Genomic DNA, 24228 nt, shown 5'->3' with positions numbered 1-24228 from the left:
CGCGCCCGCCAGGAATTGCGGGACAGCCCTTAGCTTGGCGTTTATGGTCTGCCGTCGAACACGGCCTCGAACTTGCTGATGGGTTTGCCTAAGTTCCGGACGTAATAGCGGCCTTCGCCTGATCCTGTGCTCCGTCACAGAGACATGGGATCAACACGAAGGCCGTAACTATGAGTCTGCTGCAACACGGCGTCCCGCGGGATGCGTTTGCCGAACTGTCATGCTTCCGGACGGAGCTCTATGCCTGTCTGACCGGCCGACGCGATGCGCTGTTCGAGCTGAGTGATGCCCTGCTGTGCGCGGATGGTCCGGTGAGGACGCTGGTCGAGCTGTCGTTGGTGCCCGAGCATCGGCGCGGGCATGGCGCTTTGTACGGCGGGCTGAACAGCGGGGATCTGGATGTGGCACGGCTGCGCAGAACGCTGGTAGGGCTGCCGCTTCCCCGCACGGCTTCGGGCCAGCTGGTCTTGGCGGTCGACGTGAGCAACTGGCTGAGGCCGGACGCGAATACCAGCCCGGATCGGCTGTTCTGCCACACGTACGGTCGTGGCAGAGGCTCGGCCCAGATGATCCCCGGGTGGCCCTATTCCTTCGTGGCCGCTCTGGAACCGGGGCGAACCTCGTGGACTGCCCTGCTGGACGTGGTCCGGTTGTGTCCGTGGGACGACGCGATCGCCGTCACCGCCGCCCAGGTCCGGGACGTGTTTCAGCGGCTGTACGTGACAGGCCAGTGGCAGATCAGTGACCCGCCCGTCCTGGTCGTCGTCGATGCCGGCTATGACGTGACCCGTCTGGCTTACCTGCTCGCGGACCTGCCCGTGGAACTGCTGGGCCGGATGCGTTCGGACCGCGTCCTGTACTTCCCGCCCACACCGCAGCCGGCGGGCAAACGTGGGCGCAAGCCCAAGCGCGGGGCGGAGTTCGCGTTCGAGGTTGCGGCTACTCAGCCGGTCCCGACGGTCACCACGGTGTCCGACACCACTCACTACGGGAAGGCCGTTGCCAGTGCCTGGGACCGCCTGCACCCGCTACTGGTCCGGCGTTCGGCCTGGGCCGACCACCCCGAAGGAGATTTGCCGGTCATCGAAGGCACCGTGATCCGTCTTCAGGTCGACCACCTCCGCGGAGACCGCAGCCCCAGGCCGGTCTGGCTGTGGTGGTCGGCCACCGCCGCCACTGCTGGGGATGTAGACCGGCTCTGGCAGGCATTCCTGCGCAGATTCGACCTTGAGCACACCTTCAGGATGCTCAAGCAGACGTTGGGGTGGACCGCTCCTAAACTCCGCGAGCCAGCCGCCGCCGATCGCTGGACATGGCTCGTCATCGCAGCCCACACCCAACTCCGCCTTGCCCGGCCCCTCGCAGAAGACCTCCGCAATCCCTGGGAACGGCCCGCCCGCCAAGGGCGCCTCACACCTGCGCGCGTCCGTCGAGGATTTCGCCGCCTCCACAGGAAAGCGCCTCAGCCGGCCAGCGCACCGAAACCCACCACTGCGGGCCCCGGCAGGCCAATCGGGACGAAGAACAAGCACCGCGCGCGCGAGCACCCCGTCGGGAAACAGGACCAACCAAACCTCACGGGAGCCGCCGCAAGCAGCAGAGCTGCATAAACGTCAAGCTTAGGGTGAGGATCATGCGTTTGACCGTACTTCCGCCGCCTGCCGCCTAGCGCGGGCAGGCACACCTGACGAAGACCGGGCTCGGGCAGTCCCCGAGCGGTTCGTCGCTGCCCGCGTGCGGAGCCGAGCGACCACCTTCCTGTCTTCCTCTGGAGAAGTCACGTGTCGAACCCTGCTTCCGGCCTGCCCGTCGGGCGGAGCCTTTGCTATCTGATCATCGCCGGCGTGGCCTGGGGTACGGCCGGCGCCGCCGCCTCACTGCTCTTCGAGTCCAGCGATCTCGGCCCCCTCGGCCTGTCGTTCTGGCGCTGTGCGGGCGGCCTCGTGCTCCTGCTTGCCGCGCTCGCGCTACGGCCCGGCCGCGCAGCTGCCGTTACCGAGTCCGGGCGCCGGCGGCTGCTGCGCATTCTCGGTACCGGTATCGGTCTCACCGTGTTCCAGACCGCGTACTTCGCAGCCGTCCAGGCCACCGGCCTCGCGGTCGGCACCGTGGTGACGCTCGGCGCGGGCCCGGTCCTCATCGCCGTCGGAGCCCGGCTGACGATGGGGGAGCGCCTCGGGTTCGGCGGACTCGCCGCGGTGGCCGGAGCGCTGACCGGACTTGCCGTACTGGTGCTCGGAGGCGACGCGGGGACGGTGCGGCCTGCCGGAATCGCGCTGGCTCTGCTCTCCGCGGCCGGCTACGCCGCGATCACCCTGCTCACCCGCTGGCTCGGCCGTGACGGCGGCGGCGCGGACCCGCTCGCCACCAGCGCCTGGGCGTTCGCAATCGCCGCGGCCGTTCTGCTGCCTCTGGCGGCCGGTGAGGGGCTCGTCCCGCATACGGAGCACGCGGCGCAGGTGGTGACGCTGCTCGTGTACGTCGCGGCGATCCCGACCGCGCTCGCCTACGCGCTCTACTTCGCGGGCGCGGCGGTGGTACGGGCCGCCACCGTGTCGGTGATCATGCTGCTCGAGCCGGTCAGTGCGGCGGTCATCGCTGTCGTCGTGCTCCACGAGCAGCTCACACCGGCGACGGTTGCCGGGACGCTGCTGCTGCTCACGGCCGTGGTGGGGCTGGCCGCCGCGGAGACACGCGGCGCCGCGAAGGCCCGCCGGGAGGCGGCCGTCCCCGTGTGAGCGGAAGAGGTGGCGGGGCGGTGGCCCTCGCACGGCCCCGCCACCTCAGGCCGGTTCAGAGCGCCTTGAGGTACTCCGGGACGACGATCGAAGGATCGAGGTCGTCCGCAGGGACCGGTGTGGCGTAGCCGGGCGCGAGGGGGACGACGCCCGCCCAGTGGGGCAGTGCGAGGTCGCGTTCGTCGTCGTTCGGGCCACCGGTCCGGATCTTGGCGGAGACCTCCCGCAGGTCCAGCCGGATCACGGCGGTCGCCGCCAGCTCCTTCTCGTCGGCGGGCCGCGAGTCCTTGGAACGCCCGGGTACGACCTGCTCCACGATCGCGTCGAGGGCGACGCGCCGCTCCTCGGGGTCGGTCACCGTGTGCGCCACGCCGTGGACGACCACGGAACGGTAGTTGAGCGAGTGGTGGAAGGCGGACCGTGCGAGCACCAGCCCGTCGACATGCGTCACCGTCAGACACACGGCCAGCCCCCCGTCGCTCCTGCCCGCCGCCCGCAGTGGGCGGGAGCCGGTCGAGCCGTGTACGTAGAGCCGCTCGCCGACCCGGCCGAAGAGCGTGGGAAGGACGACGGGCGCGCCGTCCCGTACGAAGCCGAGGTGGCAGACGTACGCCTCGTCGAGTATCGAGTGGACCTGTTCCCGGTCGTACGATGCCCGTTCGCGGGAACGGGTCGGAACCGTGCGCCCGGTCGGGTCGTAGGCGGTTGCGGCTTCGGGGTCCGGGGCCGTGGTCTGCTGGGGCTCGCTCTCCGGCATTGCGTACTCCATTGCACTAGTGCATACTGTTCTTTGTGCTAGGAGAGTATCGGATCAGTGGGCGGCGTGCATCGGAGATTGCCGCGAGTGTGGAGCAGGCGGTCGGTTCGGGTGAGCTGGCGCCCGGACAAGTGCTGCCTCCCATGCGGGAGTTGGCGAGTCAGCTGGAGGTGAATCCCAATACGGTGGCGGCTGCCTATCGCACCCTGCGGGAGCGGGGCGTGATCGAGACGGCGGGGCGCCGGGGCAGCAGGGTCCGGCCGCGGCCGGCGAGCACGGCGCGCGGGTCGGTGCGGGTGGAGGCGCCGCCAGGTGTGCGGGACCTGGGCGAGGGCAACCCCGACCCGGCGCTGCTGCCCGCGCTGGGTGAAGCCTTCGCTGCGGTCACCGAGGCGTACGCACGGGCGCCGGGGATGTATGCGCAGGAGCCCGTGGACCCGGAGTTCGCCGCGCTGGCCCGCGCAGGGTTCGACGCGGACGGAGTTCCGGCCGGGCCGGTGATCGCCACCTCGGGATCGCTGGACGCGATCGAAAGGGTGTTGGTCGCCCATCTCAGACCCGGTGACGCGGTCGCGGTCGAGGATCCCGGCTGGGGCGGTCTGCTGGATCTCGTCCCGGCGCTGGGCATGCGTCCGGTCCCGGTTCCCGTCGACGACGACGGGCCGCTGCCGGACGCTCTCGACGCCGCGCTCAGGGCGGGTGCGCGTGCGGCCGTCATCACCGACCGGGCGCAGAATCCGACCGGAGCCGCGATCGGGGCCGGCCGCGCGGCCGAACTGCGGGCGGTCCTTGCCGGGCACCGGGGCGTGCTGCTGATCGAGGACGACCACGGGCACGCCATCGTCGACCTGCCGCTGCACCCCCTGGCCGGCGCCACGGACCGCTGGGCGTTCGTGCGGTCCGTGGCCAAGGCGTACGGGCCGGACCTGCGTGTCGCCGTGCTGACCGGGGACGCCGTCACCGCCGACCGGGTCTCGGGCCGGCAGCGGCTCGGTCCCGGCTGGGTCAGCCGGCTGCTGCAAAGGGCGGTGGTTCACCTGTGGACGACGGGCGCGGTCGACTCCCGAGAGGTGGCTCTGGCGTACGCGCGCCGGCGGGACGCACTCGTGCGGGCGCTGAAGGACCGGGGCGTCGAGGCGCACGGACGCAGCGGGATGAACGTGTGGGTTCCGGTGAGCGACGAGACGGGGGCCGTGGCGAGGCTGCTGCACGCGGGCTGGGCGGTGGCGCCCGGAGCCCGCTTCCGGATGACCGCTCCTCAGGGGATCCGGCTCACCGTGTCGCCGCTCACCGACGCCGACATCGGGCCGCTCGCGGACGCGGTGGCGGCAGCGGCGGGGCCCGCGAATCCATTGAGCTACGGATGAGCTACGACAGCTCCCTGGTCCGCCGTCCAGGTACGGGCTCCGGCGGGGCGGACGCCTGGGCGGCGCGGGGCCTGCTCTGGGTCAGAGCGGCACCCGCCAGGACGACGAGGGCACCGACCGGGGTGTTCCAGCTCAGCTGCTCGCCGAGCACGGCGACTCCGGCGGCGGTGGCGATCACGGGGATGAAGTAGGTGACCATCTGCGCGGTCGTCGGGCCGACCTCGGCTACCAGGCCGTACTGGAGCAGTACGGCGAGGCCTGTTCCCAGGGCCCCCAGAGCGACGACGGCCAGGGTGGGCCACAGCGGGAACCCGTCGGGTACCGAGGTGAACAGAGGAGTCACCAGGGCGAGCTGCACCGTACCGAGGAAGAGCTGGCTGCCGGTGAGCGCGAGAGCCGACGAACCGGTGCCCGCAAGGGTCCGGCGGACGTAGATCCAGCCGATCGGATAGCTGAGGGAGGCCAGGAGCGCCATCGCCGTACCGCTGAAGTCCAGGCCGGAGAAGCCCTGCCAGGCGCCCAGCACGGTGAGTACGCCGAGGAAGCCGAGTCCGAGTCCGGCGACGCGGCGGCGGGTCGGGCGGTCCTCGGAGAGTGCGACGAGGGACAGTGCCATGCCCCACAGGGGGGAGGTCGCGTTGCAGATGCCGGCCAGGGTCGACGGGATGGTCAGTTCCGCGTAGGCGAACAAGGAGAACGGCAGGGCGTTGAGGAAGAAGGCGGCGACGGCCAGATGGCCCCAGGTGCGGGCGGTTCGCGGCAGCCGTTCCCGCTTGACCGCCATGGCCACGGCCAGGACCGCTGTCCCTGACAACAGCCGGCCCAGAGTGACCTGGAACGGCGCGTAGCCATCGGTCCCGACCTTGATCAGGAGGAAGCTGAAGCCCCAGATGAGCGAGAGCGCCGCGAAACGCAGCCGCCAGTCCAGTGCCGTGCGGCCGGAGAGGACCGCGGGATCGGCGAGAGGCGACGCCGGGGTGGTCCGCTTGATTCCCGGGGGCGCGGTGGCCGTGGACGTCTGCTCGGTGCTCGGCGCGCGGGTGGTCTCGGCGGCCGGGCTTCTCGGTGCGGGTGGGGCGCTCATGAGGTCAACGATGGCCAATACAATCTCGTAGCACAAGTGAGACTTTGTGTGGAAGTCCACGTAGCATTGCTTACATGTTGAACCTGGAGCGCCTGCGAACCCTGGACGCCCTGGCCCGGCTCGGTTCGGTCAGTGGCGCCGCCGAGGGGCTGCACGTCACCACGTCCGCCGTCTCGCAGCAGATGGCGAAACTGGAGCGGGAAGTGGGCCAGCAACTACTGGCCAGGAACGGCCGCGGGATCCGGCTCACCGACGCGGGGCAGCTGCTCGCCGACCACGCGGCCCGGATCCTCTCGCAGGTCGAGCTCGCCCAGTCCGACATCGAGGCCCAACGGGGCGAGGTGGTGGGCGAGATCCGGCTGGGCGCGTTCCCCACCGCCGCGCGCGGACTCTTTCCGGCGACGCTCCTCGCCCTGCGCGCCGACCATCCCGAACTCCGGGTGCGTACACAGGAACTGGAACCCGAGGACGGAATCCGGGCGGTACTCAGAGGCGACCTCGATCTCGCCGTGGTGCTGGACTGGAGCAACAAGCGGCTGCCGGTCCCGGGCGGCCTTGCCCGTGCCCAACTGCTCGACGACGCACCGGACATCGCCATGCCGTCCGGCCATCCACTCGCGGAGCGGGACACGGTCGACCTGGAGGAGTTCGCCGACGACGACTGGGTGTCCTGGCCCGAGGGCGAATTCTGCTACGACTGGCTGATGTTCACCCTCCGCTCCAAGGGGATCGAACCGCGCATCACCCACCTCGCCGGCGAGCACCACACCCAACTCGCCCTGATCGCTGCGGGAATGGGTGTCTGTGTCGCGCCCCGGCTGGGCCGCGGACCGGTGCCCGACGGGGTGCGGCTGGTGCCGGTGCGGCAGAAGATGCGGCGGCACGTCCACGCGGTGTGGCGGGCGGACGCGGACCGGCGTCCTTCGATCCGGGCGGCGGTCGCGGCGCTGCGGGAGTCGGGGCGGGAGCTGGACGATCCGTTGTGCGACGTCTCGTGAGTTCTCCTGAGCTCCAGTCCGTCGAGCCGTCCGAGGCGGCTGCGTCGAAGTCGAGAGCATGGCCGAGTGGCGGAACCGGCTCTACGAGTCGCGCCATGCATCGGTGACACAGCTGACTTCGAAGTGCCACCACCCATCCTCCTGACCGCGGACGAGCAACGCCTTGATTCCACCGAGGTCTGCATCGGCCGGCACGGTGAGGGCGACCAACGGGAACTCCTCGCTGAAAACCTCGCCGCCCAGGTCGAACGGCGACAGCCGCTCGTGCACAGCCTGAGCACTTCCCCCCAGTGGGCCGGAGGGAACGGGCAGGACCCGGATGGTGCAGTTACCCGATGCCTCAACCCGTTCCTTCGCCCAGTGGACGCCGTCAGTGTCAGTCACGAACCGCACGATCTCGCCCTCGGCCACCCCGTCCTGCAAGAAGGGGACGTTCTCCACCCTGGCGGTGTCGCCGCTCAGACGCGTGGCCCAGAGCCCCTCGGTGTCATGGGGAAGCCAGCCTTCACGCGGCACAAATCGATACCACACCTTGATCCGATTGCTCTCGGCAGCGCTGGGCTCGGATGGAGTCGTAGAGGTCACGGTCCAGATGATCGCGTACTCACCCGCACACGTCGAACGAAGGTCCGGCTGCCCTCGGACCGGAACCGATGGTGTTCAGGGGCAGGAAAAAGGGAGGGCGGGCTGCCGAGGATCCCGCGGAGCGTGGATCCAAGGCGAGACCGTGCCTTGCCGGTTCCGGCCGAGGCGCAGGCCGATGCGCGCGTGTTCATGCTGGGTGGCGACACCCTCAGAGCACTCAAGGTGATCGTGGACGCGACGGGCTACGACCTACGCCAGGCCCGGGACATTAGGTATGCGCTGGTCTACGACATCGAGGTGCCGAGGGGAGCTGAGCCCAGGCGCGACGCACGCGGATGCGGATGTCCTCCGTGATCGTCGAAGTGAGGCTTGGGCCAGGTGATCGGAGGACGGCTTCGAGGGCGCAGTGGTCTCGTACCTGGAGGGTCCGCGCGCTCAAAGTCTCCACGGCGACGCGGTCAGCTCGACTTCTTGGCGAGGTCGGCGAGGAACTGCGGCACTCGGCCGGCACCGAAGTCGTAGAACCGTGCCCATTGCGGCTCGACCGCGATACGTGCCATCTGGTCGTACATGGCCCGGCAGTTCCGCTCGAACTCGGCCGCGAACTCGGCGTCGAAGTTCTTCCGCGCGGCCGCGAGGTACTCCGGAACCACCCCGTCGACGATGCTGAGGTGCACGACGCCGCGCACCGACAGCGTCTTGGCCGAGCCGGGGCTGTCGCCGGCGTCGATGGTCAGGGCAACCTCGGGGCGGGCGGACAGCGCTTCTACCTTGGGCGCCGTGGCCGCGGTGGACATGACGATCTCGTCGCCGGTCCAGAAGATCCCGATCGGGACGACGCGTGGCCGCCCGTCGAGTCCGTTGTATGCCAGCCGCGCCATTGACGCCTGGCTCAACAGCTCGTCGGCGTCGGCCAGTTCCTGTGCGATCTGCTTGGGGTCCATGACTAGTCGTCCTCTGCTGTCGCGCGGCCGCTCGTGGCCGCTCTGTCCCTGGGACGGAGACGACGCCACCTTCTCGACACCCGCGGCCGAATCGCCGTCTACTCGCCCGCCGTAGTCGCGCCGCGCTCGACAGTGGCCGGCGAACCTGCCGAGCGCTGCGCCGCCGGCGGCCTGGACGTGCAACTGCTCGAACGTGACGTCGGCAAGGACGTCGTCCAACGCTGAACGCGAGACCGGCATCGATCCGCAGCTCTGCTGTGAAGCCCCGAGGAGGGGACGCCGAGGTGGTTGTCCTGTCCGCCGCCGCCGTAGTGGAGGATCGATTCGCCGCCGTGGGAGCTTCGCGCGGTTCACAGCAGGGCGGCGATCTCGGGTATGGCGGTGTCCCGGTCGATGGGGGAGAAGCTGCCGTCCGTCTGGATCTGGATGCCGCAGTTGTTCTCGCACGGGACGCACGCGCTCTTGTGCCAGGCGGTGTCGGCGGTCATCGGACCCGTCTCCTCTGCGGCAGGCAGCTGCGGCGGCCCGCGCCCCTGGAGGTAGATACGTCCCGAGGGCGCGGGGCTGGTGCGGTCGGGAGGTGCTGATCAGCCGAGCGGGTCGGTGGTGTCGCGCAGGGTGGCCAGGGCCGGGGCGTACATCCGGGTCTTGATCGTCCCGAGGGTGTCGCCGGCCTTGTTCACCTGTGCCTGGGCGATCTCGATCGCGGTGGAGCGCACGGCGTCCTCGGTGACCGCCTGGTCGACGATGCCGGCGGCTGCGGCGTCGGTCCCGCCGTAGCGGTGGGCGGTGAGCATGGCTTCGTGCGCGGTCTGCGGGGCCAGCCGGGACTGGATGAGGGCGGCCATGCCCGGGGTGAACGGGATGTTGATGTCAGCCTCGGGCAGGCACCAGTAGCCGCGGTCGGCGCGCATGACGCGGAAGTCGTGGGCGAGGGAGAACATCGCACCGGCGGCGAAGGTGTGCCCCTGCAGCGCGGCCACCGTGGTGACCGGCAGCGACAGCATCCGTGCGAACAGTTCATGGACGGAGACGACGTAGTCCTGGTGCTGGTCGGCGTGGGCGAACAGCCAGTCCAGGTCGAGTCCGTTGGAGTAGAACTTGCCGGTGGCGGTGGTCACCAGGGCGCGGGGGCCCTCCGCCTTCTCCACCTCGTCGAGCGCGGCGTCGACGGCGGTGAGCCAGTCGGGGTGAAAGCGGTTCTCACCATCTCCGAGGTCGAGGACGAAGACGTTGTCCTGACGGTCGAGCGAGGGCATGGCGACTCCTTCGAGCTGAGCTGAGCTGACTGGGTGAAGCGGCTTCGGACTACTGCCGAGGCCGTGGTTCTGCTCCGGGGCGGTCGCGCAGGGCGTGGAGGAGCAGGTCATGGATCTCGGCGGCGGCTGCCTCGATCGGGGCGGTGCTCTGCTCGGCCCGGCACATGATCACTGCGCCTTCGACCGCGGCGATGATGAAGGCTCCGAGCCGGCGGCTGCGTTCCTCGGTCAGGCCGTGCCGGACGAGGAGGGCCGCGAGGGCCTCCTGCCAGCGGGCGAAGACGGCGGCGGCGGAGCGGGCAAGCTGTGGTGCGTCGTCGTTGGTCTCGACGGCCACCGCCACGATCGGGCAGCCGGCCCTGAAGCCGCTCTCCATGAGCCGGTCGCGCCACAGCACGAAGAACGCGTCGACGGCCTCCACCGGATCGTCCGCCTGCATGGCGGCGTCGATCAGGCCCGCGATGAAGTCTCCTGCCAGTGCCACCGCTTCGTCGATGAGCTGTGCACGCCCGCCGGGGAAGTGGTGATACACCGAGCCCCGCGGGGCTCCACTGTGCGCGAGCACCCGATCGATGCTGGTCGCGCTCGCCCCGTACTCACGCAGCAGAGCGGCGGCACTGAGGATCATCCGGTCGCGGCTTTCGCTCCTGCGCGGACTCATCTGCTCACCACCTCTTCCATGAGGATGCGACCCACGAAGCGGACTACCTGTCAGTAACTTATGGGGTATGCCATAGAACATGCAAGAGGGTTGCGGCCCGCTGTCTCATCGAGGAGTTCGTGGCACGGCCCGAACCCGCCGGCACCACCCCGTCGGGTGGTGGCCGACGGCGTCGCCACCGGGAACGCGAGGTTCTGACCCTGGTCGGCCGCGGCCTGTCGAACGCCGAGGTCGCCGCGGAGCTCACTATCAGCGGGTGCGGCCGTCGGGGCCCTTCGGTTCCCGGGCGCTCATGTGCCTGTCGGACCGGCCAGTTTGCCGAAGTCCCAGGACGTCACGGCGTCGGGCGTGAGCCGCATCCAGGCATGCCGGCCGTCGTGCGGCATCGTCTCCATGCCGAAGTACTTCGCGGCGAACAGCCGCTCGGGAACAGTGAGTTCCGGGCAGGGTTCGCCGGTGCGCGGTGCCTCGCCGACGAAGACGGCCTCGCCCGAGAGCTCGATGCCGCGCAGCTCCCCGTACTCCACCCCGTCGTCGACGACCACGGAGACCCTCGGGTCGTGGCCCAGCTGCGACCAGCGCAGGCTCCGGGTGATGGAGTAGAGCCACAGCGACGTTCCGTCCCAGCAGAACCAGAGCGCGCCGACGTGCGGGCGGCCGTTCGGGCCGACGGTGGCGACCCGGCAGGTGCGCTGGTCGGTGAGGTAGGCGTCCCGCTCCTCGTTCGTCATCATGATCCGGCGGCCCCGCCGCTGACTGACGGCCATGAGAAGCCCCCTCCTGGTAGCTGACTATGTGTCAGAAATCATGGGGCCTCTTCCTTCATCACGCAATGGGCGTTAGCCTCGCGCGCCCGGTCCGTCGCCGAGAGGGGCAGCAGTGCCGTCGAGGGAACAGCTAGCCGAGCAGGTCGAACCGGCCACCACCGTCCTGCTGACGGTCGAGTGCCAGCAGGGTGTGGTGGGACCCGGCAGCGCGCTGCCCGAACTGGCCAAGGAGGCCAGGTCATCCGGGGCCCTGCACAACGTCGCGCGGCTGGTCTCCGCCGCCCACGAGGCAGGCGTGCAGGTACTGCACGCGGTGGCCGAACGCCGTCCGGACGGCCGGGGCGCCAACAGCAACGCCCGCCTCTTCCGTGCCGCGGGGCGGCTGCCCGTACAGCAGCATTCCGGCACCACGGCGGTACGGATCGCCGAGCCCATCGAGGTGGCGGACGAGGACCTCGTCGTCCGCAGGCTGCACGGGCTGTCGCCGATAGCGGGGTCGGACGTGGACGCCCTGCTCCGCAACCTCGGCTGTCGCACCCTCGTCGTCACCGGCGTATCGGCGAACGTGGCCGTTCCCAACGCGGTCTTCGACGCCGTGAACCGCGGGTACACCGCGGTGGTGCCGTCCGATGCCATTGCGGGGGTGCCCGCCGACTACACCCCCGTGATGATCCGCAACACCCTTGCCCTGGTCGCCACCGTGACCACGACCGACGAGCTGCTCGGCTGCTGGCTGAGCGGGCGGGCCAGGGCGGGTGGGTGAACGGGCGGCCCGGGGAGGCAGTGAGGCCTGCTACGACGCGAGGCTGATCGAGTCGCCCTCGACCGTGATCGCGGCGGCGGGCAGCGGTGCGGTGGCCGGACCCGCGGTGACCGCGCCCGTTGCCACGTCGAACTTGCTGCCGTGGCAAGGGCAGTTGATGGCGCCGTCGGAGACGCTCGACACCGCGCACCCCATGTGGGTGCACTTGGACGAGAACGCCTTGAACTCACCGGCCGCGGGCTGCGTCACCACGACCCCCTGTTCCGCGAAGACCTTGCCGCCGCCCTCAGGGATGTCGGCGGTCTTCGCGAGGACCGGGCCTCCGCCGCCGTCCCCGCCGTCATCGGCCTGCTTGACGACACCGGAACCGGCCGACTCGTCCGAGCCGCCGCACGCGGTCAGTACGGCGGCCACGGAGACGGCGCCGGCCGCTGTGACGACGGCCCGGCGTCCGATGCGGACCTCGTGGTCCTGCGATGCGCTCATGCTGGTATGTCCTTCCGCGGTGTTCTCGGCTCCGACGCTTCGTCCAGAGGTACGCGCAGCCGTTGATCGGTGTTCAACGCGCCAGGGACTTCCGCAGGAAATCCCGCTCCAGCAGCAACAGATTGCTCGCGGTCTGCTCCTGGCCGACCAGGTGGCCGGCGCCCGACAACGGCAGAACCGTGTGCGGCCTGCCCGCGGCGAGCAGTGCTGCGGAGAGCCGCAGCGTGTGCGCCACGGCCACATTGTCATCGGCAAGACCGTGCACGAGCATGAGCGGCCGCGTCAGTGCCCCCGCCTCGTCCAGGAGTGAATTGCGCGTGTAGTTCTCGGGCTGCACGTCCGGGTGGCCCAGGAAGCGTTCCTCCCAATGGGTGTCGTAGAGCCGCCGGTCGGCGGGGGCCGCACCGGCCACCGCCGCGTGGAAGACCTCCGGGTGCCGCAGGACGGCTGCCGCCGCCAGATACCCGCTGAACGACCAGCCGCGCATCGCCACCCGGGACAGGTCGAGGTCCGGGTGACGGGCGGCCGCCGCGTGCAATGCGTCGGTCTGGTCCTCCAGGACGGCCGTCAGGCGGTCGCCGTACACCGACTTCTCCCACGCCTCGCCACGCCCCGGCGTGCCCCTCCCGTCGGTGACCAGCACCGCGAACCCCTGCTCGGCGAACCACTGGGCGACCGCGACCCACCAGGTCCGCACCTCCAGGACGACCTGCATGCCGTGGCCGGCGTAGGGGCTGAGCAGCACCGGCAGGGGACCGTCGCCCGGCCGGTGCCACGACGGCAGATAGAGCCTGCTGCGCAGTTCCCGTTGTCCCAGGCTCAGGACCAGCGGCCGCGGGGTGACGAGTGGTTCCTCGGCCAGGATCTCGATCCGGCCCGCCGGTGCGCCGGTGCGCAGCACTGTCACCGTGTGTCCGTCCGGCGTCCTGCTGTCGAGGACCACCGTCGATCCGCCGACCGCGGCGGTGTGCACGCCGGGTGCGCTGCTGACACGTACGGGACCCCGGTCGGGACCACCGGGGGCGTACGACCAGACGTGGATCTCGGTCGGCTCCTCGCCCGCCGTGAAGAACACCCGCCCGTCCGCCGTGCCGATCACCTCGCGGACCTCCAGGCCCGGCGGTGTCATGGCGCCGTCGATGTCCAGTCCCTGAGTGTTGCCGCCCGGCCGCGCGGGGACGACGAGTCCTCCGGAGGCGAGGCGCAGCGGCGTGCCCGGACGCAAAGCGACCCAGGCGGGGTCATGGGTCCGGTGCGCGGTGCGGGTCGCGCCCGACGCGTCGTCCACCTCCAGGACGTGGACCGACCGTTGGTCCCGCGTCTGTACGGAGACGAGCGGCCCGCGATGGTCCCAGCCCGCCGCCACGACGTACTCGAACGCCCGGTCGGTCCAGACACCTTCGGGGTGTCCCTCGCCGGCCTCCCCGGGCAGGCGGACGTCGATCCGCTCGCCGGACAACCGCACCAGGTGCATCGACACCTTCGCGTTCGCCGTGCCGGCGGCCGGGTACGCCACCACGCGGGGCGGCCGCTCCGGGTGAGAAGGGTCGGCGATGTACCGGCGCCGGACCCCGGCCGTGTCCACCCGGGCGACCAGGAGCGCATCGCTCCGAGGGGACCACCAGTAGCCGCGCGAGCGCCCGATCGACTCCTGCGAGACGTAGTCGGACAGCCCGTACGTGACGTGCTCGCCGTCCGGTTCGGCGAGCGGCCGGTCGTCCGTCCCGTCGGCGCGTACGGTCCGCAGCGCGCCGTCGGACACGTACGCGATCACGGAGCCGTCGGGAGAGGGACGCGGATCCACGGCCGGTCCGGCCGTGGCGACCCGGCGCGAGGCGCCGTCGTCGGTGCGGAGCACCCAGAGGACGCCCTGGAGCGCGAAGGCGACCAGTCTCGCAGCAGCGTCGGTGGCGTAGGACACCACGCCCGAGGAGGTCACGCGGGCCCGCTCGCGGCGGGCCAGTTCCTCGGGCGGCACCTCGCCCGGGGCGTCGTCCGCGAACCCGGACCCGAGGGGATCGGCCAGCAGCCGCTCCGCACCGTTCTCGTACAGCCAGAGCCTGCTCACCGGGTCGGTGCCCGAGGTGCTCCGGACGAAGAGCACCCGTTCGCCGTCGGGGGAGACGGTGAACTGCCGGGGGATGCCGAGCGAGAAGCGCCGGGTGCGGGCGAACTGGACGGGGAAGCGCTCCACGGCGGCCGTGTGGGCGTCGGCGGGTGCGTCGAAGGGGGGATTCATGGCGACACCATGACAGGCGGAAATCCGCTCGATCCATCCCGGTCCGCCCCCATATGATGCAGGGCTCTGCTCCGGTGGGGCGGGAGCCCTGCGTACGCCGGCGGAGTCACGGCTGAGCCCCGCACCCACACGCGACAGGCGTGTCCGATGCGGTGCTCCGTTACTCAGTGACCCCGTGATCAGTGATCAGGAGCGGGTGCGGCTCAGCCCGGGCGGCGGCAGCTTCGCCGAGGGCCCCTTCGCTCAGGTCGCGATCGCGCGCGCCGCTTCCGACACCGACGCGATCGTGCTGCAGATGGACCGCAACCTGCGCGAGCTGTCCGAACTCGCCTCCGCCGGGCGGGAGATACCCATGGAGCTGCGGCTGCGCACCCGGCGCGGCCAGGTCCGGGAACCGAACGGGCCGTCGCTGCGATCGACCTGCTCTTCAGGACCGCAGGCGGCAACGCGCTGCGGCGCGCCAACCTCGTCGAACGTGCCTGGCGCGACGCCCACGCGGGCAGCGTCCACGTCGCCGACGACGTGGAGCGGGCCCTCGCCATGTAGGCCCCGGAGCCTTCGGCCTGACGGTGGAGGACAACCTGGTCTGACCGCGCGGTACGCGAGAACGGTCCCGTACCCCGCGAGGGGCCGGGACCGTTTCGCGTGCTCAGCTCTGCCCGGCGCCCGACTTCGCGGCGAGGTAGCGTGCGGGGAACTCCCCGCCCCCGTGCACCGCGAGATCCGCGCCGTTGATGTATCCGGACAGGCCGCCCGCGAGGAACAGACAGGCGTGGGCGACGTCCGCGGGCACCGCCATCCGTGCCATCGGGATGACGCCCGCCACCGCCGCCCCGCCGTCCGCACCGTAGACCGCCGCCGCGCTCTCGGTGCGGACCAGTCCCGTGGTGATGTGGTTGACCCGGACCGCCGGTGCCCACTCCAGGGCGAGTGCCCTGGTGAGGGCCAGCAGCCCGGCCTTGGCGGCGGTGTAGGCAGCGGTGCCGGGCTGCGGGTCCTGGCCGGAGACGCTGCCGATGTTGATGACCGAACCGCCACCCTCCTGGGCCCGCATGACGCGGTGGGCCGCCTGCGCCACATAGAACGGCGCGAGCAGGTTGAGCGCGACGATCTTCTCCACGAAACGCGGCGAGACGGTGGCCGCGTCGGCGTCGGGGGAGCCGCCCGCGTTGTTGACGAGTACGTCGAGCCGGCCGAAGTGTTCCACCGCTGTGTCCACCAGCGAGGACGCCGCCGCCGGATCGCGCACATCGGCGGGGACGAACACCGCCTGGCGGCCGCCGGCCGTGGGCAGCGTCTCAGGGGTGTTGCGGCCGCAGACCAGCACGTCCGCCCCGGCGCCGAGGAACGCCCCGGCGATGGCGGCGCCGATGCCCTTGGTGCCGCCGGTGACCAGGACCACCTGTCCGGTGAAGTCCAACGGGTTGTCGATGCCCATGCGTCGTACGTTCCTCTCCGTCTGCCGGAATCCGCTCATCGGGCGGCCAGGCCGAGCCCGGCGGCGAGCCGTGCCCGGTGGTGGGCGGGGGGCCCGAACAGCTCGCCCGCCCCGTGCGCCCGCTTGAAGTAGCGGTGCGCGTCGTGCTCCCAGGTGATCCCGATCCCGCCGTGCAGCTGGATCATCTCGCCGGCCATCGCCGAGAACGCCTCGGAGCAGACGGACTTCGCGACGGCTGCCGCCCGCGGCAGCGCGCCCGGGTCCTCGTCGGCTGCGAACGCGGCACCCAGCGCCACCGAACGCGCCGACTCCACCAGGACGTAGGCGTCCGCCAGCCGGTGCTTGACCGCCTGGAACGAGCCGATGGGCCGGCCGAACTGGACCCGTTTCCTGGCGTACTCGACGGTGAGCTCCAGACAGCGCTCGGCCGCGCCGACCTGCTCCGCGGCGAGAGCCGTACAGGCCAGATCCCGCACGTGCTCCAGATAGTGCCCGCCCTCACCGTCCCCGCCCAGCAGGCGCCCCTCGGCGCCGTCCAGCACCCACCGGGCCTGCCGACGGGTCTCGTCCATGGTCACGACGGGTTCCCGGCGCACCCCGGCGGCGTGGGGCGCCACCTCGAAGAGCGACACCCCGCAAGCCGTACGGGCCGCGACGAGCAGGACGTCGACGCCCGGCCAGTCCAGCACGTGCTCCTTGGCCCCCGAGACCACCCAGCCGCCGCCAGGACGAGGCACGGCCTCGGCGCGTATCGCGGCCTGATCCCAGGAACCGTGCTCCGCCCAGGCCACGGTGCCCACCGAGGTGCCCTCGGCGAGCCCCGGCAGCAGTCGCCCGCACGCCTCCTTGTCGCCGGAGGCCAGCAACGCCCCCACGGTGATCACGGAGGAGCCCAGACACGGCAGCGGGCTCAGGCTCCGGCCCAGCTCCTCCATCAGCACATGGATGTCGCGGGCGCCGCCGCCCGCCCCGCCGTACCCCTCGGGCACGGCGAGACCCGCCGCTCCGATCTGCTCGGCCAACGGAGCCCAGGCGGACTTGTCGTGATGCTGTGTCAGCAGCGACCGTACGGCCGATCGCAGCTCATCCTGCTCTTGCGTCAGTCTCATCGGGCTGCTCCCCTCGGCGTGCGGTCAGGTGGCCATGACGCGGGCCCGGCATGCGGCCGGGGTGCCCCACGCGTCGCGCAGCGGCCGGGCCTTGCGGATCCACAGGGACAGGTCGAGTTCGTCGGTGTAGCCCACCGCGCCGTGCAACTGGAGGGCCGTGCGTGCCGCCCCGTACGCGGCCTCGCCCGCGGTGACCTTGGCCGCGGCGATGTCCCGCCCGGCCCCGCGGTCGCCGGCGGCGAGTGCCAGCGCGGCGCCGTGCACCAGTGGTTCGGCGAACTCCAGGGCCAGCAGGGTGTCGGCCAGCCGGTGCTTGACCGCCTGGAAGGAGCCGATCGCCACGCCGAACTGGGTGCGCTGCGTGACGTGGGCGACGGTGCGGGTCAGCAGGGTCCGGCCGACTCCGAGCGCCTGGGCCGCCGTGGCGAGTGCGGCCACATCGGCCGCGTGTCCGGCGGCCGCGGCCACCGCGGGGCCCTGGGCGATGACCGTCCCGTCCGACGGCCGCGACAGCCGACGCCCTGGGTCGGCCGAGGGCTGTACGGGCCCCGGTCCGGCGGCGACGCGCAGGGTGTCGCCGTCCACCACGAACACCGCGTCGGCAGCGTCGGCATCCAGGGCGTACGGGCCGAGCGAGGTCAGGCAGAGGGAGGCGACCGATGCGCCCGAGGCGATCTGGGGCAGTCTGTCGGCTGCGACACCGGCGTCGCCCAGCCGGTCCAGCAGGGCCGCTGCGGCAACCGTCTCGACCAGGGGGCCGGGGACGGCGTGGCGCCCCAGTGCCTCGAAGGCGAGGGTGAGTTCGAGGGGCAGCGGGCCGTATCCGTCGTGCTTCTCCGGAACCGAGAGTGCGAACACCCCGGCCTCGGCCAGCCGGGCCCAGACGGCCCTTCCCGGGCCGTGGTCGCCGGCCGCCCAGGACCGTATCGCGGCCGGGGTGTCGCAGGAGGTGAGCAGGCCGTCGAGGGAGCGGGCGAAATCCCGCTGCTCGGCGTCCAGGAGGAAACGCATCAGCGGCGTCCCTTCGGCAGGCCGAGCAGCCGCTCGGCGATGATGTCGCGCTGGATCTCGTTGGTGCCCGCGTAGACGGGACCGGCCAGCGAGAAGGTGTAGCCCTCGGACCAGCTGCCGTGGTCCGGCGATTCGGGGGCGTGGTCGGCGAGTTCGCCGTAGGGGCCGAGCAGGTCGAGCGCCGTCTCGTGCAGGGCGATGTCAAGCTCGGACCAGTAGATCTTGTTGAGGCTGGAGGCGGCCCCGGCGGGCCCGCCCTCGCCGTGCAGGACGTGGGAGGCCCCCGCGTAGGAGAACAGCCGGTAGGCGCGGGCCCCGATCACCGCGTCGGCGACCCGGTCGCGCAGCGCCGTGTCCGCCGGGTCGCCGTACTCGCGCCACAGGGCGGTCAGGCGGTCCGCGGCGGCCGTGAAGCGGCCCGGGCTGCGCAGGGTGAGCCCGCGCTCGTTGCCGGTGGTGCTCATCGCGACCCGCCAGCCCTGACCGGGCTCGCCGATGACGTCATCGTCCGGTACGAACACCTCGTCCAGGAAGAGTTCGGCGAAGGCGGGCTTCCCGTCGAGCCGCCCGATGGGCCGCACGGTGACACCCTCGGCGTCCAGCGGGAACATCAGATAGGTCAGCCCCCGGTGCGGCCGGTCCGCGTCCGGGTCACTGCGGAACAGGCCGAAGGCCCGGTCGGCGAAGGCTGCCCGGGAGGACCAGGTCTTCTGGCCGCTGATCAGCCAGCCGCCCTCGGTCCGTACGGCCGTCGACTTCAGGGAGGCCAGGTCCGAGCCGGACTCCGGCTCGGACCAGGCCTGCGCCCAGATGACCTCACCGCGTGCCATCGCGGGCAGGACCCGGGCCCGTTGCTCGGCGGTGCCGTGCTCGAAGAGGGTAGGGGCCAGCAGGTTGATGCCGTTCTGGCTGACCCGGCCGGGAGCCCCGGCGGCGTAGTACTCCTCCTCGAAGACCATCCAGCGCAGCAGGGAGCCTCCGCGCCCGCCGAACTCCTCGGGCCAGGAGACCACCGACCAGCGGTCGGCGGACAGGGTGGCCTCCCACTCCCGGTGGGCGGCGAAGCCCTCGGCCGTCTCCAGGGACGGCAGGGGACTGGCCGGGACGTGAGCGGCCAGCCAGTCGCGTACCTCGGTACGGAACGCCTCGTCGGCCGCGTCGAAGTCGAGGTCCATCAGGCGCCCGCCTCCTTCATCGCCCGGATGTCCATGCCGCCGAGGGCGTCCGGTGCGGTCTCGGCGTTGTGCGCGTGCGCCAGGTGGTGCAGGCCGAACACCGAGTCCATACCGGTGTGCATGCCCTGCAGGTCCTCGGCCTGGTTGACCGCACGCTTGGTCAGGGCCAGGCCCATACGCGGCATATCCGCGATGCGCAACGCCAACTCCGCAGTTCGGTCGGTCAGTTCGGCCCGGGGAACGACCCGGTTGACCATGCCGACCTCGTACGCGCGCCGGGCGCTCATCCGGTCACCGGTGAAGAGGAACTCCTTGGCGATCCGTGGCGGCATCACCCATGGGTGGGCGAAGTACTCGACGCCGGGGATGCCCATCCGGACCACGGGATCGGCGAAGAAGGCGTCATCCGAGGCCACGATCAGGTCGCACACCCAGGCCAGCATCAGACCGCCCGCCACGCACGCGCCCTGCACGGACGCGATGACCGGCTTGGGCAGCTCCCGCCAGCGGCGGCACATCCCCAGATACACCTCGGACTCGCGGGCGAAGCGGCTCTCCGCGCCCGCCTTGTCCGAGTGGTCCCACCAGAGCCCCGCCCGGCGCTCGAACGGCAGATGCGCGTCCCGCTCCGGGGTGCCGATGTCATGGCCGGCGGAGAAATGCTCGCCCGCCCCGGCCAGGACGACGGTCTTGACCTCGCTGTCGTCGGCCGCGCGGTAGAACGCCCGGTCCAGGGCGTAGGTCATCGCGGAGTTCTGCGCGTTGCGGTAGTCCGGCCGGTTCATGGTCACCGTCGCGACCGGGCCCTGCTTCTCGTAGCGCACCGGTTCGTCATGGGCAGCAGACATCGGCCCCTCCTTCCCTAACAAGTGTTTGATAGATTAACGTACCCCCATGAGCAGCGTCGAGGAGTTCCGCACCGAGATCCGCGGCTGGCTGGCCGCCCATCTCACCGGTGCCTTCGCGGGCCTTCGCGGCCGCGGCGGACCCGGACGTGAGCACGAGGCCTTCGCCGAACGGCTGGTCTGGGAAAGGCACATGGCGGCCGAAGGCTGGACCTGCGTGGGCTGGCCCGAGGAGCACGGGGGCCGGGGCGCGACCATCGAGCAGCAGGTCGCCTTCCACGAGGAGTACGCCCTGGCCGACGCCCCCGCCCGGGTCAACCACATCGGGGAGCAGCTGCTCGGCCCGACCCTGGTGGCCTTCGGTACACCCGAGCAGCGGGCCCGCTTCCTGCCGCCGATCGTCGCGGTCGAGGAACTGTGGTGCCAGGGCTACAGCGAACCGGACGCCGGGTCCGACCTGGCGAACGTGCGGACCCGCGCCGAGCGGGACGGCGAGGACTGGGTGGTCACCGGGCAGAAGATCTGGACGTCACTGGCCCACGACGCCCAGTGGTGCTTCGTCGTCGCCCGCACCGAGGCGGGCTCCACCCGCCACGCGGGCCTGTCCTACCTCCTGGTCCCGCTCGACCAGCCCGGCGTGGAGATACGGCCCATCCAGCAGCTGACCGGCACCTCCGAATTCAACGAGGTCTTCTTCGACGGCGCCCGCACCCGCGCCGCGCACATCGTCGGCGAACCCGGCGACGGCTGGCGGGTCGCCATGGCCACCCTCGGGTTCGAACGCGGCGTCTCCACCCTCGGCCAGCAGGTCGGCTTCCGGCGCGAGCTGGAAACCCTGATCGGTCTGGCCCGGCGCAACGGCGCCGCCGACGACCCGCTGATCCGCGACCGGCTCGCCCGCGCCTGGACGGGTGTTGAGACCATCCGGTGCAACGCCCTGCGCATGCTCGACGGTGTCGCGGCCGGCGCACCCGGTCCCGAGGCGTCCATCGGGAAGATCGTCTGGGCCACCTGGCACCGGGAACTCGGCGAACTCGCCATGAGCGTCCTGGGTGCCGGCGGCATGACCGCCCCCGAAGCTCCTTACGAACTCGACGACTGGCAGCGGCTTTTCCTGTTCTCCCGCTCCGACACCATCTACGCCGGATCCAACGAGATCCAGCGCAACATCATCGCCGAGCGCGTCCTCGGCCTGCCCAAGGAGATCCGCCCGTGACCCCGCAGCCGCCCTATGTACCGGGCCACTCCCTCCTGGCCGGACGCACCGCGGTGATCACCGCCGCCGCGGGCGCCGGGATCGGCGGAGCGACCGCCCGCAAGTTCCTGGAGGAGGGCGCCCGGATCGTCATCGGCGACGCCCACGAACGCCGCCTGAAGGAGAGCGCCGCCGCTCTCGCGGACGAGTTCGGCGCGGACAACGTCGCCGCACTGCCCTGTGACGTCACCGACCAGCGACAGGTCGACGCCCTGTTCGCACGTGCCGCGGAGCGCCACGGAGGCCTCGACATCGTCGTCAACAACGCCGGGCTCGGCGGCACCGCCGACCTCGTCGACATGACCGACGACCAGTGGTCGAAGGTCCTCGACGTCACCCTGAACGGCACCTTCCGCTGCACCCGTACTGCCCTGCGCCACTTCAAGGACCGCGCACCGGGCGGCATCATCGTCAACAACGCCTCCGTCATCGGCTGGCGGGCTCAGCGTGGCCAGGCCCACTACGCCGCGGCGAAGGCCGGTGTCATGGCCCTCACCCGGTGCGCCGCACTGGAGGCCGCCGACTTCGGTGTACGCGTCAACGCCGTCGCCCCGAGCCTGGCCATGCACCCGCACCTGGTGAAGGTCACCACCCCCGAGCTCCTGGCCGAACTCACCGAACGCGAGGCCTTCGGCCGGTACGCCGAGCCCTGGGAGATCGCCAACGTCATCGTCTTCCTGGCCAGCGGCTACTCCTCGTACATGACCGGGGAGACCGTCTCCGTCAGCAGTCAGAGGGCGTGAACGCGATCACCCCGAACCCCAACGCCGAGCGACGTGCCGAACTCCTCGCGACCGCTGCCGGGGTGTTCGCGGCCCAGGGCTACAACGCCACGACCGTCCGCCGCATCGCGGACGCCGCCGGGATGCTCGCGGGCAGCCTGTACTACCACTTCGACTCCAAGGAGGCGATGCTGGACGAGATCCTCACCGCTTTCCTGGACGAGCTGTGGGCGTGCTACGACACGGTGCTCGCCGCCGGGCTCGGACCCCGGGAGACCATCGGGGCGCTCGTCATCCAGTCCTTCCGGCAGATCGACCGGCACGGGCCCGCGGTCGCCATCTACCAGAAGGAGTCCAAGCACCTCTCCGCCCAGCCGCGTTTCGCCCATCTCGCAGACTCCCAGCTGATGTTCGAGGGCGTCTGGCTGCGCACGCTGGAACGCGGTGTCGCCGAGCAGGACTTCCGCAGCGACCTCGACGTCCGGCTCGTCTACCGGTTCGTCCGCGACACCGTCTGGGTGGCCGCCTCCTGGTACCGACCCGGCGGAACCCACAGCCCGGAGGAGATCGCCCGTCAGTACCTGTCCATGGTCCTCGCGGGCATCACCACCCGCACCTGACGCATCGTCACCACCTCGTATCCAAGGAGCAGTCATGGCCGATGCCTACATCGTCGAAGCGGTACGCACCCCGGTCTGCCGGCGCAAGGGCGGGCTGTCCGCCGTCCACCCCGCCGACCTCGGGGCCCACGTCATCAAGGCGCTGGTCGAGCGCACCGGGGTCGACCCGGCCGCGGTGGAAGACGTCGTCTTCGGCTGCCTGGACACCGTCGGGCCCCAGGCCGGGGACATCGCCCGCACCGCATGGCTTGCCGCGGGCCTCCCCGAGGAAGTGCCCGGCACCACCGTCGACCGGCAGTGCGGCTCTTCCCAGCAGGCCGTCCACTTCGCAGCCCAGGGCGTCCTGTCCGGCACCCAGGACCTGGTCGTCGCCGGCGGCACCCAGAACATGTCGATGATCCCGATCGCTTTCGCCAGCCGCCAGGCCGCCGAACCGCTCGGTCTCACCGACGGCCCCTACGCGGGCTCCGTCGGCTGGCGCGCCCGTTACGGCGACGCGCCCGTCAACCAGTTCCACGGCGCCGAACTCATCGCCGAGAAGTGGGGCATCTCCCGTGAGGACATGGAGCACTTCGCACTCCGCTCCCACCAGCGGGCCGTGCGCGCCATCGATGAGGGCCGCTTCACCCGCGAGACCGTCGCGTACGGCGACGTGACGGTGGACGAGGGGCCGCGCCGCGACACCTCGCTGGAGAAGATGGCCGGCCTCAAACCGGTCGTCGAGGGTGGCCGGCTCACCGCCGGGGTCTCCTCACAGGTCTCCGACGGCGCCTCCGCGATGCTCATCGCCTCCGAACGGGCCGTCGCCGAACACGGCCTCACCCCTCGGGCCCGCATCCACCACCTCTCCGTGCGCGGCGAGGACCCGATTCGCATGCTCTCGGCACCGATCCCGGCGACGGCGTACGCCCTGAAGAAGGCCGGCATGTCCATCGGCGACATCGACCTGGTGGAGATCAACGAGGCGTTCGCCCCGGTCGTGCTGGCCTGGCTGAAGGAGACCGGCGCCGACCCGGACAAGGTCAACGTCAACGGCGGTGCCATCGCGCTCGGCCACCCGCTGGGCGCGACCGGAACCAAGCTGATGACGACGCTCCTCCACGAACTGGAGCGCACCGGCGGCCGGTACGGTCTGCAGACCATGTGCGAGGGCGGCGGCCAGGCCAACGTCACCATCATCGAGCGCCTCTGAACGCGGCGCCCGGAAGCTCAACGCCGGGCCCGGAAACCGTTACCCGGTGGACTCGTAGCAGGGCGGGCCACCGGCGACCGCTATCGGGACCCTCCCCGTGCCGGCCGGTCGCCCGGGCAGGGGCGGCTGCCGAGGGGCATCGACGCCGAGAGTCCATCCCCGACATCTGACGTCTGATCTTCGATAGGCTCGCCCCTGGACCGGAGAACCGAA

The 24228-nt window shown here is 71.2% G+C and carries 27 protein-coding genes and 1 pseudogene; 13 read left to right on the top strand and 15 right to left on the bottom strand.

What is annotated here, in order from left to right:
* Nucleotides 1-170 precede the first annotated feature (170 nt).
* A complete protein-coding gene (locus SH922_RS05540) occupies nt 171-1610 on the top strand; it encodes an NF041680 family putative transposase (protein ID WP_393055271.1) in 1440 nt (479 codons plus the stop codon).
* Between the two features lie 171 nt (nt 1611-1781).
* Nucleotides 1782-2738, top strand: coding sequence for a DMT family transporter (locus SH922_RS05535; RefSeq protein WP_393055269.1), 957 nt, complete (start codon nt 1782-1784; stop codon nt 2736-2738).
* Nucleotides 2739-2793: 55 nt separating this feature from the next.
* Here the strand turns inward: SH922_RS05535 and SH922_RS05530 are convergent, their stop codons facing one another.
* A complete protein-coding gene (locus SH922_RS05530) occupies nt 2794-3495 on the bottom strand; it encodes a pyridoxamine 5'-phosphate oxidase family protein (protein WP_393055267.1) in 702 nt (233 codons plus the stop codon).
* Between the two features lie 35 nt (nt 3496-3530).
* Between SH922_RS05530 and SH922_RS05525 the strand changes: the two genes are divergently transcribed.
* The gene (locus SH922_RS05525; RefSeq protein WP_393055265.1) at nt 3531-4862 is read left to right on the top strand and encodes an aminotransferase class I/II-fold pyridoxal phosphate-dependent enzyme; all 1332 of its coding nucleotides are present in this window, start codon (nt 3531-3533) and stop codon (nt 4860-4862) included.
* A gap of 1 nt (nt 4863) precedes the next feature.
* Here SH922_RS05525 and SH922_RS05520 read toward each other — a convergent pair whose 3' ends face one another.
* Complete coding sequence (locus SH922_RS05520) at nt 4864-5982, bottom strand: DMT family transporter (protein ID WP_393055263.1); 1119 nt, start codon at nt 5980-5982, stop codon at nt 4864-4866.
* A gap of 38 nt (nt 5983-6020) precedes the next feature.
* Between SH922_RS05520 and SH922_RS05515 the strand changes: the two genes are divergently transcribed.
* Entirely contained in the window at nt 6021-6944 is a 924-nt protein-coding gene (locus SH922_RS05515; protein ID WP_393055261.1) for a LysR family transcriptional regulator, read from the top strand.
* Nucleotides 6945-7025: 81 nt separating this feature from the next.
* Here the strand turns inward: SH922_RS05515 and SH922_RS05510 are convergent, their stop codons facing one another.
* Nucleotides 7026-7529 carry a DUF4265 domain-containing protein gene (locus tag SH922_RS05510; protein WP_393055259.1) on the bottom strand — a complete coding sequence of 168 codons (504 nt, stop codon included), beginning with the start codon at nt 7527-7529 and terminating at the stop codon, nt 7026-7028.
* A 123-nt stretch (nt 7530-7652) separates the two neighbouring features.
* Here SH922_RS05510 and SH922_RS05505 point away from each other — a divergent pair, with 123 nt between their 5' ends.
* Nucleotides 7653-7883 (top strand): hypothetical protein, encoded by a 231-nt coding sequence (locus SH922_RS05505; RefSeq protein WP_393055257.1) that lies wholly within the window; start codon nt 7653-7655, stop codon nt 7881-7883.
* A 104-nt stretch (nt 7884-7987) separates the two neighbouring features.
* Here SH922_RS05505 and SH922_RS05500 read toward each other — a convergent pair whose 3' ends face one another.
* Nucleotides 7988-8473, bottom strand: a complete 486-nt coding sequence (locus SH922_RS05500) for a pyridoxamine 5'-phosphate oxidase family protein (protein WP_393055255.1) — start codon at nt 8471-8473, stop codon at nt 7988-7990.
* A 33-nt stretch (nt 8474-8506) separates the two neighbouring features.
* On the opposite strand from SH922_RS05500, the gene SH922_RS05495 reads away from it, so the two are divergent.
* Nucleotides 8507-8698: a hypothetical protein gene (locus tag SH922_RS05495; RefSeq protein ID WP_393055253.1), complete on the top strand. Its 192-nt coding sequence runs from the start codon at nt 8507-8509 to the stop codon at nt 8696-8698.
* Between the two features lie 125 nt (nt 8699-8823).
* On the opposite strand, the gene SH922_RS05490 is transcribed toward SH922_RS05495, so the two are convergent.
* The 4 genes from SH922_RS05490 to SH922_RS05475 all read right to left on the bottom strand — a co-directional run bounded on the left by SH922_RS05490 (nt 8824) and on the right by SH922_RS05475 (nt 11160).
* Nucleotides 8824-8961: a hypothetical protein gene (locus SH922_RS05490; RefSeq protein WP_393055251.1), complete on the bottom strand. Its 138-nt coding sequence runs from the start codon at nt 8959-8961 to the stop codon at nt 8824-8826.
* Between the two features lie 99 nt (nt 8962-9060).
* On the bottom strand, nt 9061-9732 hold the full coding sequence (locus SH922_RS05485; RefSeq protein WP_393055249.1) for an enoyl-CoA hydratase-related protein: 672 nt from the start codon (nt 9730-9732) through the stop codon (nt 9061-9063).
* A 49-nt stretch (nt 9733-9781) separates the two neighbouring features.
* Nucleotides 9782-10393 carry a TetR/AcrR family transcriptional regulator gene (locus tag SH922_RS05480; RefSeq protein WP_393055247.1) on the bottom strand — a complete coding sequence of 204 codons (612 nt, stop codon included), beginning with the start codon at nt 10391-10393 and terminating at the stop codon, nt 9782-9784.
* A gap of 290 nt (nt 10394-10683) precedes the next feature.
* Nucleotides 10684-11160, bottom strand: a complete 477-nt coding sequence (locus tag SH922_RS05475; protein ID WP_393055245.1) for a pyridoxamine 5'-phosphate oxidase family protein — start codon at nt 11158-11160, stop codon at nt 10684-10686.
* 112 nt (nt 11161-11272) lie between these two features.
* On the opposite strand from SH922_RS05475, the gene SH922_RS05470 reads away from it, so the two are divergent.
* Nucleotides 11273-11923 (top strand): cysteine hydrolase, encoded by a 651-nt coding sequence (locus SH922_RS05470; RefSeq protein ID WP_393055243.1) that lies wholly within the window; start codon nt 11273-11275, stop codon nt 11921-11923.
* A 30-nt stretch (nt 11924-11953) separates the two neighbouring features.
* Here the strand turns inward: SH922_RS05470 and SH922_RS05465 are convergent, their stop codons facing one another.
* Nucleotides 11954-12409, bottom strand: coding sequence for a Rieske (2Fe-2S) protein (locus SH922_RS05465; RefSeq protein ID WP_393055241.1), 456 nt, complete (start codon nt 12407-12409; stop codon nt 11954-11956).
* Nucleotides 12410-12482: 73 nt separating this feature from the next.
* Nucleotides 12483-14648, bottom strand: coding sequence for a prolyl oligopeptidase family serine peptidase (locus SH922_RS05460; protein ID WP_393055239.1), 2166 nt, complete (start codon nt 14646-14648; stop codon nt 12483-12485).
* A gap of 175 nt (nt 14649-14823) precedes the next feature.
* Here SH922_RS05460 and SH922_RS05455 point away from each other — a divergent pair.
* Nucleotides 14824-14979: pseudogene (locus SH922_RS05455) on the top strand (flavin-dependent monooxygenase); the annotation flags it as partial.
* Nucleotides 14980-15062: 83 nt separating this feature from the next.
* Complete coding sequence (locus tag SH922_RS05450) at nt 15063-15194, top strand: hypothetical protein (protein WP_393063473.1); 132 nt, start codon at nt 15063-15065, stop codon at nt 15192-15194.
* A gap of 103 nt (nt 15195-15297) precedes the next feature.
* Here the strand turns inward: SH922_RS05450 and SH922_RS05445 are convergent, their stop codons facing one another.
* From SH922_RS05445 to SH922_RS05425, 5 genes are read right to left on the bottom strand one after another with little or no spacing between them, the layout of a single operon-like run.
* On the bottom strand, nt 15298-16086 hold the full coding sequence (locus tag SH922_RS05445) for an SDR family oxidoreductase (protein WP_393055237.1): 789 nt from the start codon (nt 16084-16086) through the stop codon (nt 15298-15300).
* A gap of 35 nt (nt 16087-16121) precedes the next feature.
* Nucleotides 16122-17195, bottom strand: a complete 1074-nt coding sequence (locus SH922_RS05440) for an acyl-CoA dehydrogenase family protein (RefSeq protein ID WP_393055236.1) — start codon at nt 17193-17195, stop codon at nt 16122-16124.
* A 24-nt stretch (nt 17196-17219) separates the two neighbouring features.
* Nucleotides 17220-18206: an acyl-CoA dehydrogenase family protein gene (locus tag SH922_RS05435; RefSeq protein WP_393055234.1), complete on the bottom strand. Its 987-nt coding sequence runs from the start codon at nt 18204-18206 to the stop codon at nt 17220-17222.
* Complete coding sequence (locus tag SH922_RS05430) at nt 18206-19381, bottom strand: acyl-CoA dehydrogenase family protein (RefSeq protein WP_393055232.1); 1176 nt, start codon at nt 19379-19381, stop codon at nt 18206-18208. Before SH922_RS05430 ends, SH922_RS05435 begins: the two co-directional genes overlap by 1 nt.
* On the bottom strand, nt 19381-20229 hold the full coding sequence (locus tag SH922_RS05425; protein ID WP_393055230.1) for an enoyl-CoA hydratase: 849 nt from the start codon (nt 20227-20229) through the stop codon (nt 19381-19383). Before SH922_RS05425 ends, SH922_RS05430 begins: the two co-directional genes overlap by 1 nt.
* A gap of 46 nt (nt 20230-20275) precedes the next feature.
* On the opposite strand from SH922_RS05425, the gene SH922_RS05420 reads away from it, so the two are divergent.
* From SH922_RS05420 to SH922_RS05405, 4 genes are read left to right on the top strand one after another with little or no spacing between them, the layout of a single operon-like run.
* Nucleotides 20276-21442, top strand: coding sequence for an acyl-CoA dehydrogenase family protein (locus SH922_RS05420; protein ID WP_393055228.1), 1167 nt, complete (start codon nt 20276-20278; stop codon nt 21440-21442).
* On the top strand, nt 21439-22224 hold the full coding sequence (locus SH922_RS05415) for an SDR family oxidoreductase (protein WP_393055227.1): 786 nt from the start codon (nt 21439-21441) through the stop codon (nt 22222-22224). The genes SH922_RS05420 and SH922_RS05415 overlap by 4 nt, the downstream gene beginning before the upstream one ends.
* 5 nt (nt 22225-22229) lie before the next feature.
* Complete coding sequence (locus tag SH922_RS05410) at nt 22230-22823, top strand: TetR/AcrR family transcriptional regulator (protein ID WP_393063472.1); 594 nt, start codon at nt 22230-22232, stop codon at nt 22821-22823.
* 34 nt (nt 22824-22857) lie between these two features.
* Complete coding sequence (locus tag SH922_RS05405) at nt 22858-24015, top strand: acetyl-CoA C-acetyltransferase (RefSeq protein WP_393055225.1); 1158 nt, start codon at nt 22858-22860, stop codon at nt 24013-24015.
* Nucleotides 24016-24228 lie beyond the last annotated feature (213 nt).

Origin of the sequence: Streptomyces sp. LN549, from assembly GCF_043203805.1 — a bacterium.
GTDB lineage: Bacteria > Actinomycetota > Actinomycetes > Streptomycetales > Streptomycetaceae > Streptomyces.
This window is presented reverse-complemented; position numbering and strand designations above follow the sequence as displayed.

Excerpts from the sequence above, each read along its gene's own strand:
- SH922_RS05420 (WP_393055228.1), top strand. The coding sequence starts at position 20,276 with ATGAGCAGCGTCGAGGAGTTCCGCACCGAGATCCGCGGCTGGCTGGCC.
- SH922_RS05460 (WP_393055239.1), bottom strand. The coding sequence starts at position 14,648 with ATGAATCCCCCCTTCGACGCACCCGCCGACGCCCACACGGCCGCCGTG.
- SH922_RS05475 (WP_393055245.1), bottom strand. The coding sequence starts at position 11,160 with ATGGCCGTCAGTCAGCGGCGGGGCCGCCGGATCATGATGACGAACGAG.
- SH922_RS05530 (WP_393055267.1), bottom strand. The coding sequence starts at position 3,495 with ATGCCGGAGAGCGAGCCCCAGCAGACCACGGCCCCGGACCCCGAAGCC.
- SH922_RS05440 (WP_393055236.1), bottom strand. The coding sequence starts at position 17,195 with ATGAGACTGACGCAAGAGCAGGATGAGCTGCGATCGGCCGTACGGTCG.
- SH922_RS05490 (WP_393055251.1), bottom strand. The coding sequence starts at position 8,961 with ATGACCGCCGACACCGCCTGGCACAAGAGCGCGTGCGTCCCGTGCGAG.
- SH922_RS05435 (WP_393055234.1), bottom strand. The coding sequence starts at position 18,206 with ATGCGTTTCCTCCTGGACGCCGAGCAGCGGGATTTCGCCCGCTCCCTC.
- SH922_RS05515 (WP_393055261.1), top strand. The coding sequence starts at position 6,021 with ATGTTGAACCTGGAGCGCCTGCGAACCCTGGACGCCCTGGCCCGGCTC.
- SH922_RS05405 (WP_393055225.1), top strand. The coding sequence starts at position 22,858 with ATGGCCGATGCCTACATCGTCGAAGCGGTACGCACCCCGGTCTGCCGG.
- SH922_RS05430 (WP_393055232.1), bottom strand. The coding sequence starts at position 19,381 with ATGGACCTCGACTTCGACGCGGCCGACGAGGCGTTCCGTACCGAGGTA.
- SH922_RS05465 (WP_393055241.1), bottom strand. The coding sequence starts at position 12,409 with ATGAGCGCATCGCAGGACCACGAGGTCCGCATCGGACGCCGGGCCGTC.
- SH922_RS05480 (WP_393055247.1), bottom strand. The coding sequence starts at position 10,393 with ATGAGTCCGCGCAGGAGCGAAAGCCGCGACCGGATGATCCTCAGTGCC.
- SH922_RS05485 (WP_393055249.1), bottom strand. The coding sequence starts at position 9,732 with ATGCCCTCGCTCGACCGTCAGGACAACGTCTTCGTCCTCGACCTCGGA.
- SH922_RS05425 (WP_393055230.1), bottom strand. The coding sequence starts at position 20,229 with ATGTCTGCTGCCCATGACGAACCGGTGCGCTACGAGAAGCAGGGCCCG.
- SH922_RS05540 (WP_393055271.1), top strand. The coding sequence starts at position 171 with ATGAGTCTGCTGCAACACGGCGTCCCGCGGGATGCGTTTGCCGAACTG.
- SH922_RS05500 (WP_393055255.1), bottom strand. The coding sequence starts at position 8,473 with ATGGACCCCAAGCAGATCGCACAGGAACTGGCCGACGCCGACGAGCTG.
- SH922_RS05445 (WP_393055237.1), bottom strand. The coding sequence starts at position 16,086 with ATGGGCATCGACAACCCGTTGGACTTCACCGGACAGGTGGTCCTGGTC.